General features: G+C 73.5%; 8 protein-coding genes. 1 reads left to right on the top strand and 7 read right to left on the bottom strand.

Annotated features, from left to right (window positions below; translation table 11 throughout):
• Nucleotides 1–139: 139 nt before the first annotated feature.
• A complete protein-coding gene (locus OEIGOIKO_RS28015; protein WP_125056315.1) occupies nt 140–934 on the bottom strand; it encodes an arylamine N-acetyltransferase family protein in 795 nt (264 codons plus the stop codon).
• Between the two features lie 302 nt (nt 935–1236).
• Nucleotides 1237–1722, bottom strand: coding sequence for an RrF2 family transcriptional regulator (locus OEIGOIKO_RS28010; protein WP_125056314.1), 486 nt, complete (start codon nt 1720–1722; stop codon nt 1237–1239).
• A gap of 181 nt (nt 1723–1903) precedes the next feature.
• Between OEIGOIKO_RS28010 and OEIGOIKO_RS28005 the strand changes: the two genes are divergently transcribed.
• Nucleotides 1904–3466 carry a substrate-binding domain-containing protein gene (locus OEIGOIKO_RS28005; RefSeq protein WP_125056313.1) on the top strand — a complete coding sequence of 521 codons (1563 nt, stop codon included), beginning with the start codon at nt 1904–1906 and terminating at the stop codon, nt 3464–3466.
• Here OEIGOIKO_RS28005 and OEIGOIKO_RS28000 read toward each other — a convergent pair.
• The 5 genes from OEIGOIKO_RS28000 to leuS form a co-directional block, all read right to left on the bottom strand.
• Nucleotides 3369–6107, bottom strand: coding sequence for a ComEC/Rec2 family competence protein (locus tag OEIGOIKO_RS28000; RefSeq protein WP_125056312.1), 2739 nt, complete (start codon nt 6105–6107; stop codon nt 3369–3371). The two genes, OEIGOIKO_RS28005 and OEIGOIKO_RS28000, sit on opposite strands and share 98 nt — an antisense overlap.
• Nucleotides 6104–6874, bottom strand: a complete 771-nt coding sequence (locus tag OEIGOIKO_RS43790; RefSeq protein WP_307721248.1) for a ComEA family DNA-binding protein — start codon at nt 6872–6874, stop codon at nt 6104–6106. Before OEIGOIKO_RS43790 ends, OEIGOIKO_RS28000 begins: the two co-directional genes overlap by 4 nt.
• 636 nt (nt 6875–7510) lie before the next feature.
• The gene (locus OEIGOIKO_RS27990) at nt 7511–8356 is read right to left on the bottom strand and encodes a DegV family protein (RefSeq protein WP_125056310.1); all 846 of its coding nucleotides are present in this window, start codon (nt 8354–8356) and stop codon (nt 7511–7513) included.
• A 201-nt stretch (nt 8357–8557) separates the two neighbouring features.
• Nucleotides 8558–9307: a hypothetical protein gene (locus OEIGOIKO_RS27985; RefSeq protein ID WP_125056309.1), complete on the bottom strand. Its 750-nt coding sequence runs from the start codon at nt 9305–9307 to the stop codon at nt 8558–8560.
• A gap of 168 nt (nt 9308–9475) precedes the next feature.
• Nucleotides 9476–12349 carry a leucine--tRNA ligase gene (gene leuS / locus OEIGOIKO_RS27980; protein ID WP_125056308.1) on the bottom strand — a complete coding sequence of 958 codons (2874 nt, stop codon included), beginning with the start codon at nt 12347–12349 and terminating at the stop codon, nt 9476–9478.
• Between the last annotated feature and the right edge of the window lie 347 nt (nt 12350–12696).

Genomic DNA, 12696 nt, shown 5'->3' with positions numbered 1-12696 from the left:
GCGGCCCCCGGACAGGCGCACGTCAGCGGCCCGCCGGACAGGAGTGCGTCAGCGGCCCCCGGACAGGCGCACGTCGGCGGCCCGCCGGTCAAGAAGGTGTCGGCGGCCTGCCCGGCAGGAACGCGTCAGCAGGCCGCCGTCAGCCGCGCAGCTCCGGTATCCGGCCCAGCGTGATGCCGAAGTGGGTGCGGTAGGCGGGGAGCACCTCGGCTTCGGACAGTTCGCGCTCGTCCCGGCCGCCGTCGGCGTCGGTGATCACGAGCGTACGGCCGGAGAGGGTGACGCGGCCGGTCTCCGTCAGCCGGGAGCAGACCAGTGACCGGGTGAAGGGCGAATCCGGCGAGGTGCGGTGGTACCAGCAGCCCGCCACGAAGTCGGCCAGGGCACGCGGCCGCTGTTCCAGCCGGTACTGGGGCACGCCGTCCCGCAGGACGTCGAGGTCACCGTCGGCGGTCTCCTCGATGCGGAACAGTCCGGCGGGGTCGGGCTGCTGCTCGCGGCTGTCCAGGCGCAGCGGGTACTGGCTGTTCCTGCCGAAGCCGATGTCGGCGAGCCACGGCCCGCCCTCTCCGTCAGCGGTGTGGACGCGCAGCGCGAGGTGGTCGTACGGGATGCCGGGACCTTCCGGGCCGAAGACCCGGGCGGCGAGCAGTTCGACGCGGTAGCCGAGGGCGCGGAGCAGAGCAGCGAAGGCGCCGTTGAGTTCGTAGCAGAAGCCGCCGCGCCAGGCACCGACGACCTTGTCCACCAGCGGCTTGTACTCCAGAGCCACGTCCTCGGCGAGATGGACGGAGAGGTTCTCGAAGGGGACGGTCCGCAGGTGCCGCAGGTGCAGGTCGTGCAGCGCTCCGGCGTCGGGCACCGCCGGCCGGTCGGCCCCGATACGCCGCAGGTAGGCGTCGGTACGTGCCGGGTCGAGCGGCTCGGCCCGCATCCGCGCGGCGTCCGAGGGGCGGCCGGCCGGCTTCCCGCCGTCCGCCGGGGATACCGCCGGGGCCGGGGTCGGGGTTTCCTCCGGAGCCGTGGGTGCCTCCCGGCCCGGGGATGCCGCCGGAGCCGTGGGTGCCTCCCGGCCCGTGGGTGCCGCCGGAGCCGGTGCCGGAGATGCTTCCGGGGCCGGGGATGCCGGCTGAGCCGAAGCCGGGGACACCGGCGGTTGCCGAGGTGTCGGCTGCTGGAAGGCCGGCGGGCTCGGCGGGGCGGGCTGGGACGCGGACCGGGTCTGCGGGGAGTCCATCAGGTGCTCGTCCTCTCGGTCGCGAACCAGCGGCGGGTGCGCTCCGCGGCCGGTCCGGGGACGCCGGCCAGGAGGTCGGCGACGGTCTGCTTGGCCAGTTCGCGGCGCCAGGCCAGCTCCGCCCTGCGCATCGCGGTGGAGATGCCGCAGGGGCGGCGGAAGTCCCGGTCGGGCGCTCCGGAGCCGGGGCCCTGGCGGCGGATCTCGGTGCACCGGAAGACGTCGTCGGTGCCCTCGATGGCGGCCACGACATCCATCAGGGAGATCTGCTCGGGCGGCCTGGCCAGCCGGAACCCGCCGCGGGCGCCCGGTGTCGAGGTCAGGACGCCGGCCCGGACCAGGGACTGGAGGCGCTTGTTCAGATACGCCTGGGGCAGATCGAAGGAGGCGGCGAGCCGGGCTGTCGACACGGGACGCGCGTCGTCGAGCGAGGCCAGGGTCACACAGCAGTGCAGGGCCCATTCGACGCCCTCGCTCATCCTCATATTTCTGGAGTTTACAGGTCCTGATTAACGGGGCGGCCGGATGCGCCAGGTCCCCTGCCGTCACCGGCCGCGCGGACAACGGATGAACCTCTGGTGACGGGATGCCGAAGCCGAACCGGGCCGCCTGCCGTGTCCCTACATTGCAGGCATTCCGCCACCCGATCAGCTGTGCGAGGTAGTCGTGACCCTGCCGGACACCGAGACGCTCCTCGCCGCGGCGGGGCTCGTCGCCACGGCCGCGCTCTGGGCCGTCGAGCGGTACCTGCCGGGCCGCAAGCGCATCGGCTACCGCGTCCAGATGGACACCGCGATCGGTATGAACCCGCGGGACGCCCACAGCCTGGTGCAGTTGCGGCTGCTCAGGCAGGACCAGGAGATCACCGACGCCACCCTGGCGCTGCTGCGGTTCGAGAACGACGGCGGCAAGGACATCGTGCGGCAGGACTACCAGGAGCCGCTGACGGTGGAGTTCACCGGGCGCACGGTCATCGGGGTGGAGGTGCCGGACGCCAACCCGCCGGACCTGGTCGGGATGCTCACCCGCAACGGGGGCGGCCTGCGGCACGACGGCGGCCGGCTCTCCATACCCAAGGTGCCGCTGAACAAGCGCAACCACTTCAAGCTGCTGGTGCTGTTGTCGGCGGAGGCCGGAGACGGGAGCGGGGACGGGGACGCGGGCGGGGCACACCGCGGCCGTGCCGGGGGCGCGGACGGCGGCCGGCCGGGCGAGGTCGTCGTCGGCGGATTCATCAGCGGCGGGCGGATCCGGCGCAACGCGCAGCGCTGGGGGCCGCGCAAACTGAGCCTCGGGCTGGGCGGCGTCTGCATCATCCTGGTCGGCCTGCTGGCCGGGCTGCTGCTCAACGGGCCCACGGTGGTGGCGAGCGCGGAGTGCGCCACCGGGCGGCTGACCGTCGACGGCTCCAGCGCCTTCGCACCGCCGATGCGGGAAATCGCCCGGCAGTACGCGGCACGCTGCCGGGGCGCCGAGATCGACGTGGTGGAGAGCGGCAGCCTGTCCGGGCTGGGACGGCTGAACCGGGCGGGGAGGTCCGCGCCGGCCGGCGGGCCCGCGTTCCTGGCCGCGTCGGACGTCGCCGCGCCGGCCGTCTACCGGGAACTGGCGGGCCGACGGATCGGCATCGTTCTGCTCGGCATGGTCGTCAACGGCCGGACCGGCGTCGGCAACCTCACCTCCGAGCAGCTGCGCGGCGTCTACGACGGCCGGTACACCAACTGGAAGCAGCTCGGCGGCAGCGACCTGCCGGTCCGCATCGTCGGCCGGGACGCGGCGTCCGGCACCCGGCGGGCGTTCGAGACGACCGTGCTGCGCGGCCCGGAGCCGGGCACGGTGTCGTCGTACGACTGCAGCGGCAAGGACCGTGACGCGGCGGCCCGCGTCACGCGCTGCGAGGTGAACAGCACCGGCAGCCTTCTGGAGACGGTCGGCCGCGTGCCGGGCGCGATCGGGTACGCGGAGGTGTACGCGGCGGCCAAGAACCCCCGGGTGACCCGCGTCCGGCTGAACGGGCGGGAACCTGACATCGAATGGGCCGGTCAGCACAGCTATCCCTTCTGGACGGTGGAGTACCTCTACACGTACGGGCAGCCCGAGGCGGGCTCGCTCGCCGCGAAGTTCCGGGCGTTCATGGACTCCGACACGGCGAAGAACATCCTGCGCAAGTACAAGCACGTGCCCTGCGCCGACCTGGCGAGCGCGCCGGGCTCCGCCTGCGGCCCCTGACGGTGGTGGTCAGCCGGCCCGCGCCGCCCAGTACCGCGATGGCGCCGTCGGTGTCCGTACGCAGCACCCGTGCTCCTTGAAGGCGCAGCGACTGGACGGTGCGGGGCGCCGGATGGCCGTACGGGTTGCCGGCGCCGCAGCTGATCAGCGCGACACGCGGCGCCAAGCGGCGTATCAGCTGCGGGTCCTGGTACCCGGAGCCGTGGTGCGCGACCTTGAGGACGTCCACGGCGCCCAGGTCGGGGCGCACGGCCGACAACGCTTGCTGCGAGACCGGTTCGAGGTCGCCGAGGAGGAGGAAGTTCAGCCCGGCCGTACGCAACAGCAGCGTGACGCTGGCGTCGTTGGGGCCTTCGACAGCACGTGAGGCGGGCGCGGCGAAGGGGTGGCCCGGGCCGGCGCCGGGTGGCCACAGGACCTCCCATCTGAGCGGGCCGAGGCTGCGCCGCTCCCCCGGTGTGGAACCGATCACCGGCACGCCTGCGGCCGCCGCGGTGCGGTGTACGAAGGCGGCCTGGCCGGGCGGCTCGGGCAGGGTCGTGGTCTCGATGGCGCCGACCGAGCGCCCGCGCAAGGCGCCGGGCAGTCCGCTGACGTGGTCGGCGTGGAAGTGGGTGAGGACGAGCAGGGCGATGCGGCGTACGCCCAGGTCGGTCAGGCACCGGTCGATGGCGTCCGGCTCCGGGCCGGTGTCCACGACCAGGGCGGTGCCCTCCCCCGCCGCGAAGACCAGACCGTCGCCCTGCCCCACGTCACAGGCCACCGCTCGCCAGCCCGGAGGCGGCCAGCCGGTGATGACGCGGGTGACCGGGACCGGCCGCAGCACCGCGACGAGCAGTGCCAGGACACCGAGGACGCACAGCCAGGGCCGACGTGACAACCGCCGCCCCGCCAGGACGAACACCATCGTCACGACAGCCAGCAGCAGCGCGCCGCCCCACCCTCCCGGCCAGTCCACCTCCGCCCCGGGCAGGCCCGCCCCCGTACGGGCCACACCGGCGATCCACTCGGTCGGCCAGCTCGCGCACCAGGCCAGGGCCTGGGCCAGGGGCGGCGCGAACGGTGCGGTGGCGAGCGCCGCGAACCCCAGGACGGTGGCCGGGGCGACGGCGAGTTCGGCCAGCAGGTTGCAGGGGACGGCGACGAGACCGACGCGTGCGGCGAGCACCACGACGACGGGTGCGCAGACCGCCTGTGCCGCGGCCGCCGCGGCGAGCACCTCGGCGAGGCGGGGCGGCACCCGGCGGCGTTGCAGCGCCGCGCTCCAGCGAGGGGCGAGGGTGAGCAGGGCGCCGGTGGCCAGTACGGACAGCAGGAAGCCGTAACTGCGGGAAAGCCAGGGGTCGTAGAGCACGAGCACCAGGACGGCGGCGGCGAGCGCGGGGACGAGCGAACGGCGGCGTCCCGTCCCGATCGCGAGCAGGGTGATCAGTCCGCAGGCGGCGGCGCGCAGCACGCTGGGGTCGGGGCGGCAGACGATCACGAAGGCCAGGGCGATCGAGCCGCCGATGACGGCGGTGGTGCGCAGCGACAGGCCCAGGAGCGGTGCCAGGCCACGGCGTTCGGCCCGTACGGCGAGGTGGGGTGGGCCGATGAGCAGGACGAGCAAGATGGTCAGGTTGCTGCCGGAGACGGCGAGCAGATGGGTCAGGTCGGTGGTGCGGAAGGCGTCGTCGAGGTCGGGCGGAACCCGCGCGGTGTCACCGACCACCAGGCCCGGCAGGAGGGCGCGGGCGTCGGGGCTCAGGTCGTCACTGGCTTCCCGGAGTCCGGCCCGCAGACCACCGGCGAGCCGTTGCAAGGCGTCGGGGGCACCCACCACGAGCGGCCCTGGACCGGTGGTGACCCGTAGGGCGGCTGCGGCCCGGTCGGACGGCTGGAGGGGCGGTGCCGCGCGGGCCGCGACGCGGACGCGGGTCGAGGGCAGGAGGCGCTGCCAGTCGGCGAGGTGCTTCGTGCGGTGCACGACGACCAGGACGGGGGTGCGGGTGGCGGTCACCGAACCGTCCGGTGCGGTGACGCGTAGGACGTCCGCGGTGAACACGACGGCGGGCGACGCTTGTCGGGCACCGCTCACCCGTGGGCGGGTCAGCCGCGGATCGCCGGTCAACTCCACCTCGGCCGTGACCTGGGCGTGTCGGCGCGCCAGCTCCGGCAGCGGCCCGCGCCGTACGTCCGCCGCGTGCAGAGCGGCGGACGCGGCTCCGGCGACCGCGCCCAGCAGCACCGCGGCGAGGGTCACCAAGGCCCCGGTGGCGCGCCCTCGCGGCTGGCGGACCGCGACCACGACCATGAGCGCCGCCAGCGCCACGGCCACGGCACACGCCGCCGCCACCGGTCCGCCGGACCACCCCAGGGCCAATGCCGCCGCGCCCCACGCGGCCGCCGCGGGCCCGGCCAGTCGTAGGTCGACGGCTTCGTCCGGCCGGCGGGGGTCGGCGGCGCCGTAGGGGGAAGATGCCGCCGCGTGGACGGCGGTCCGGTCGGTGGTTCGGCCGATCCTTCGGTCGGAGGTGGTGCCGGGTGCGGTGCGGGGGCCGGAGGGCTGGGGCGGTGGGGGCGGTCGGAGCGGTGAGGGCGGTCGGAGCGACAGAGGTGCCTGGGACGGCGGGAGCGGCGGCGGGGTGGGGTACGAGGTCATGGCTGGACCAGAGGCCGCAGGTCGGCGAAGCGGCGGTCGCCGATGCCGTTCACTTCGCGGAGCTGTTCCACGGAGGTGAAACCGCCGTGCGCGGTGCGGAACTCGATGATGTGCCGGGCCAGGACGGGGCCGACTCCGGGAAGGCCGTCGAGTTGCTCCGCGGTCGCGGAGTTCAGGCTGACGGGAGCCCCTCCGGCGCCCGTACCACCGGACGCGCCGACGCTTGCGGACGTCGCGTCACCGCCCGTGCCCGCCCCGGCAGCCGCTCCGGCCCCGCCTCCCGCGGCCGCCCCAGAGCCCGCCCCTGCCCCCTGACCTGCCGCACCCGGCGCCGCCCCCGCGACATCCACGGCGATCTGCTCCCCGTCGACCAGCAGCCGCGCTCGGTTCAGCCCTCGGGTGTTCGCACCGTCCAGCACCCCGCCCGCCGCTCGCAACGCGTCGGCGACCCGGGCTCCCTGCGGCAGGCGATGGATGCCGGGACGGTGCACCTTCCCGGCCACGTCGACCACGACAAGCCGCCCCGCGGCGGTCGGCGGCACGCCTCCCGGTGTCGGCGCCGCCACCTGCGGCTGCGGCGCCGGGGCCGGAGTCGGCAGCGCCGGGGCCCGGGCGGCGGACGGTACGCGGACAGGCTCGGGCCGGGCCGTCCAGAAGTGGAGGACCGCGAAGGCCACCGCCACCGCGAACACCACGATCAGGGCAGTCAGCGCTTTCGGGGCGATCGCACATCTCGACTGCGCCCACAGCGGCAGCCGCTCCCGCACGGCGAGTGCCAGCCGGGCGGCACGGTCGGGAGGGACGCCTTCGCGGGCAGCTTGGGTCCGGTCAGTGGTCGGGGCGTCAGCGGCTGAGGCAGCCGACGCAGCTGGGGTGTCGGGAGCGCCGGGAGTGTCGGGCGCGTCTGGCTCCGATAGGCCGCCGGCAGAGGGTGGGCTGCCCGCAGACGGTGGGCTGCCCGAGGGCGGTGGGCTGCCGCCCGATTCCGCGGGGCTCGCCCTCCGGACCGCCCCGGGCGGGCCCCGGAACAGACCCGCGGCCCGCGTACGTACCACCGCGGCGGTCTCCGCACGCCGGGCAGTCCGCCCGCGCGGCCCGGACTTCGAGCCAGGCCCTGACTTCGGGCCGGGACCGGGCCTCCGGCCAGGACCAGAGCCCGAGCCAGGATCGGAGCCCGAGCCAGGACCAGAGCCCGAGCCAGGATCGGAGCCCAAGCCAGGATCGATAGCCGACCCACCGAAGGAACTGGTTACAGAGAGTGATTGCTGCGTCATGCCCACGAACGTTAGACACTTCACGCCGATCCCGCCGCGACCCGTCAAATCCCGGGGATAACCGGCCCGTTGTGGATAACCCCGTCACCCGAAGGGGGTAAACCGCGCCGACGAAAGAGGCCGTCCGCCCTAACGCGGCGAGACCACCGCCCCCAGCAGCCCCGGCCCCGTGTGTGCCCCGATCACCGCTCCCACCTCGCTCACATGCAGCTCGGCCAGCCCCGGCACCCGCTCCCGCAGCCGTTCCGCGAGCGCGTCCGCCCGTTCGGCCGCCGCGAGATGGTGCACGGCGATGTCCACCTGCGCCTCCCCGGCCCGCTCCACGGCGATCTCCTCCAGCCGGGCGATCGCCTTCGACGCCGTACGCACCTTCTCCAGCAGGTCGATCCGCCCCTCGGCGAGCTGGAGCAGCGGCTTGACCGCGAGGGCCGAGCCGAGGAGCGCCTGCGCCGCCCCGATCCGGCCGCCCCGTCGCAGGTAGTCGAGGGTGTCGACATAGAAGTAGGCGGACGTCTGCTCGGCGCGCTTCTCGGCCGCGGCCACCGCCTCGTCCAGGCTGCCGCCGGTCTCCGCGGCCTCGGCCGCCGCCAGGGCGCAGAAGCCGAGTGCCATGGCGACCATGCCGGTGTCGACGACCCGCACCGGTACGGGGGCTTCAGCGGCCGCCAGTACCGCCGCGTCGTACGTGCCGGAGAACTCCGAGGACAGATGGAGCGAAACGATGCTCTCGGCCCCCGCCTCGGCGATGGCCCGGTAGGTGGACGCGAAGGCCTCGGGACTCGGCCGCGATGTCGTCACGTACTTGCGCTTCTGCAGGGCCTGGGCGACCGATCTCGCCGAGATCTCGGTGCCCTCCTCCAGGGCCTGGTCACCGAGGACGACGGTGAGCGGTACCGCCGTGATCCGGTGGCGCTGCAGTGCCGCCCGCGGCAGGTAGGCCGTTGAATCGGTGACGATCGCGACATGGCGGGACATGACTGGGAGGTTATCCGGGGATCACGGAGGCCGACAGTGCGGGCCCCTACCAAGATCGGCCGGTACCGGCCGGACCCGGAGGAGGACGCCCGGCAGCGGCTGCCGGTTGCGCACCCGGGCCGGGGTGAATCAGACCGCCCGGCTCATGTCGGACCGTCTGCCCGACCGGCGCTCCCTGCCCGGCCGGCCGCCCCGTCGCCCTCAGGTCGTCCGCTCCGTGCGCGGCGCCTTCTGCCAGGCGTACGTGGGCTGCGTACGCGGATCCCGAGCCGTGATGGCGGGTGTCCCGTCCTCGGCGGAGCCCCACGGCTTCCGCCCCGCCGAACCTTCCGAAGCAGCCCCGGACGCCCCGGCCCCGGCGGCCGCCGACGCACTCCCGGACGCCTCGATGCGGTCCTCCAGCGGCTCCTTCGACCAGTGCCGCAGCGCCCCGGCCTCCATGTCGATCTGCTCGCCGAGCGCGGCGAGGTCGTCGTCGGCGAACTGCCGTGCGCGGTCCCGGGCGGCCCAGCGCAGCGACTCCGCGGAGTGCGTGATGCGCTCCAGCCGCTCGCGCAGCTCGGGCAGCCGGGCGGCGATGCTGGCCTTGTCGGGCTCCCGCTCCAGCCGCTTGAGCTCGTCGTCCAGCTCGTGGCCGTGGGCGCTGAGCCGCTCGAAGAGGCCCAGCGCCTCGGTCAGCGAGGTGTCCCGCTCGGCGCCGGTGTGCAGCGCGTCCTGGGTGGCCCGCATGGACGTACGCAGCGACAGCCGCAGCTGGGCCAGCTCGCCGGCCACGCCGGGCTGGGTGAACTGACGGGCCCTGAGGGTGGTGTCCTCGACGGTCCGGCGCGCCTGTGCCACCCCGCGGTCCACCCCGCGCTTGGCCGCCTTGACGGCCTTGACCGTGACGAAGACACCAGCCGCGACGAGCAGCAGGAAGAGGAGCCCGAAGATCGCGGCGACGGCTTCCATGATTTCTCCTCGATGGCAACGGCACGGTGGACGGCGGCGCCGGGGGTCCCGGCTCTTCCACCGTAAACGCCACGGGCAGGCCGGGGGTTCCCTTCGAACCCCCAACCTGCCCGTAGTGGTCATCCCTTAGCCACGCCCCCGAAGGGCCCCGGCGCCGGGATCAGCGCGTCACGCAGGGACGATGTTCACCAGCTTCGGCGCCCGCACGATCACCTTGCGGATGCCCGCGCTGCCCAGCGCCGCCACGACCGCCGGGTCCGCCAGCGCCGCCGCCTCCAGGTCCGCGTCCGAGACGGCCGGCGAGACCTCCAGGCGCGCCTTGACCTTGCCCTTGATCTGCACGACGCAGGTCACGGTCTCGTCGACCACGTAGGCCGGGTCGGCGACGGGGAAGTCCTGGTGGACGACCGTGTCGGTGTGGCCCAGCTTGCGCCACAGTTCCTCGGCGATGTGCGGGGCCAGCGGGGCGACCAGCAGCACCAGGCGCTCGGCCACCGAGCGCGCGACCGGGCCGCCCGCCTTGGTCAGGTGGTTGTTCAGCTCCGTCACCTTGGCGATGGCGGTGTTGAAGCGGAGGTTGGCCAGGTCCTGGCCGACGCCGTCGATCGCCTTGTGCAGCGCGCGCAGCGTGTCCTCGTCCGGCTCGGTGTCGACGACGGTGGCCTCGCCGGTCGCCTCGTCCACGACGTTGCGCCACAGCCGCTGCAGCAGGCGGTACTGGCCGACCACGGCGCGGGTGTCCCACGGCCGCGAGACGTCCAGCGGGCCCATCGCCATCTCGTACAGGCGCAGGGTGTCCGCGCCGTACTCCTCGCAGATCTCGTCGGGCGTGACGGCGTTCTTCAGGGACTTGCCCATCTTGCCCAGGACGCGGCTGACCTTCTCGCCCTGGTAGTAGTAGGCGCCGTCGCGCTCTTCCACCTCGGCGGCGGGTACGGCGATACCGCGGCTGTCCCGGTAGACGAACGCCTGGATCATGCCCTGGTTGTACAGCTTGTGGAACGGCTCGGAGGACGCGATGTGCCCCAGGTCGTGCAGCACCTTGGACCAGAACCGCGCGTACAGCAGGTGCAGTACGGCGTGCTCCTGGCCGCCCACGTACAGGTCGACGCCGCCGTGCGGCTGCCCGTCGCGCGGGCCCATCCAGTACTGCTCGACCTCCGGGTCGACCAGCGCGGTGTCGTTGCGCGGGTCGGTGTAGCGCAGCTCGTACCAGCAGGAACCGGCCCAGTTGGGCATGGTGTTGGTCTCGCGGCGGTACTTCTTCGGGCCGTCGCCCAGGTCCAGCTCGACGTTGACCCAGTCCTCGTTACGGGACAGCGGGGTCTCGGGCTGGGTGTCGGCGTCGTCCGGGTCGAAGGTGCGCGGCGAGTAGTCGTCGACCTCGGGCAGCTGCAGCGGCAGCATCGACTCGGGCAGCGCGTGCGCGACGCCGTCCTCGTCGTAGACGATCGGGAAGGGCTCGCCCCAGTAGCGCTGGCGGCTGAACAGCCAGTCGCGCAGCCGGAAGTTGACGGTGCCCTCGCCGATGCCGTTGGCGGCCAGCCACTCGGTGATCTTGATCTTGGCGTCCGGGACGGTCAGGCCGTCCAGCGCGATGCCGTCGCCCGCCGAGTTGACGATCTTCGCCTCGTACGAGTCGAAGGCCTCGTCCCAGGTGGCGGGGTCCTGGTCACGGCCGTCCGACGGCTCCACGACACAGCGCATCGGCAGCTCGAAGGCGCGCGCGAAGGCGAAGTCGCGGCTGTCGTGCGCCGGGACGGCCATGATCGCGCCGGTGCCGTAGCCCATCAGCACGTAGTCGGCGATGAAGACCGGGACGCGCTCGCCGCTGACCGGGTTGGTCGCGTACGCGCCGGTGAAGACGCCGGTCTTGTCCTTGGCCTCGGCCTGCCGCTCGACGTCCGACTTGGCCGCGGCCTGCTTGCGGTACGCGGCGACGGCCTCGGCCGGGGTGCCGTACCCGCCGGTCCAGACCTCGTGGGTGCCCTCGGGCCAGGCGTCCGGGACGATCGAGCGCTCGCCGGAGACCAGCTCGTGCTCGGGCGCCAGCACCATGTAGGTGGCACCGAACAGGGTGTCCTGGCGGGTGGTGAAGACGGTGATCTTCTCGTCCCCTACGGGGAAGTCCACCCGCGCGCCCTCGGACCGGCCGATCCAGTTGCGCTGCTGCAGCTTGATGGCGTCCGGCCAGTCCAGCCCGTCCAGGTCCTCCAGCAGACGGTCCGCGTAGGCGGTGATGCGCATGTTCCACTGGCGCAGCTTGGCCTTGAAGACCGGGTAGTTCCCGCGCTCGGACCGGCCCTCGGCGGTGACCTCCTCGTTGGCCAGCACGGTGCCCAGGCCGGGGCACCAGTTGACCGGCGCGTCCGAGGCGTACGCCAGGCGGTACTCGCCCAGGATCTCGGCGCGCTCGACGGCGCTCAGCGCGTTCCAGGGGCGCCCGTCCGGCGTCGTACGCTCTCCGGCCTCGAACTGCGCCACCAGCTCGGCGATGGGACGCGCCTTCTTCGCGTCGGCGTCGTACCAGGAGTTGAAGACCTGGACGAAGATCCACTGCGTCCACTTGTAGTAGTCCGGGTCGATCGTCTCGACGGAGCGGCGCGGGTCGTGGCCCAGGCCCAGCCGGCGCAGCTGGCGCCGCATGTTGACGATGTTGGCCTCGGTGGAGACGCGCGGGTGCGTGCCGGTCTGCACGGCGTACTGCTCGGCGGGCAGGCCGAAGGCGTCGAAGCCCAGGGTGTGGAGCACGTTGTGGCCGGTCATGCGCAGGTGGCGGCCGTACACGTCGGTCGCGATGAAGCCGAGCGGGTGGCCCACGTGCAGCCCCGCACCCGAGGGGTACGGGAACATGTCCATGATGAACTTCTTGGGCTTGGCCACCAGCTCCGGGTCGCCCGCCAGGTCGCCCTTCGGGTTCGGGGCCTCGTACGTGCCCTCCGCCTCCCAGAAGTCCTGCCAGCGCGCCTCGATGTCGGCGGCCAGCGCTGCCGTGTAGCGGTGCGGCGCTGCCACCTCGGCAGCCGAAGTCGTCTCGGTCATCGTCCTCAAAGCTCCATCGGTCGTCTCTGCCTGCGGCTACTGCGAAAAAGTGCGACTTTTGCGGAAACAAAAAGACCCCTCGCACAGGAGGGGACGCCGCGCCGATGCCGACCGGAAGCTCACCGGTCGGTACTGATCAGCGCGGCCCGCTAAGCAGAAGGCGTACGGCACGCATGGCGTCAGGGTACCGCAGGGGCCGCCGGGCCCGCTGGGAGCCGTCCGACCGCGGAACGGGCGGCGGCCCGGCGGGCGGGGGTCTCCAGGACGGGGCGGAGGCGGGGCGGGGGCTGGTGGCGGGTGTCTGCGGCCGCCTTCACGGGCTTCCTCGGCCGAGCCCCGACGAGCCT

This window comes from Streptomyces paromomycinus (genome assembly GCF_003865155.1).
In the GTDB taxonomy this organism is placed as follows: Bacteria; Actinomycetota; Actinomycetes; order Streptomycetales; family Streptomycetaceae; genus Streptomyces; species Streptomyces chrestomyceticus.
The sequence above is the reverse complement of the archived record's forward strand: the minus strand, read 5'-3'. Positions and strand labels throughout refer to the sequence as shown.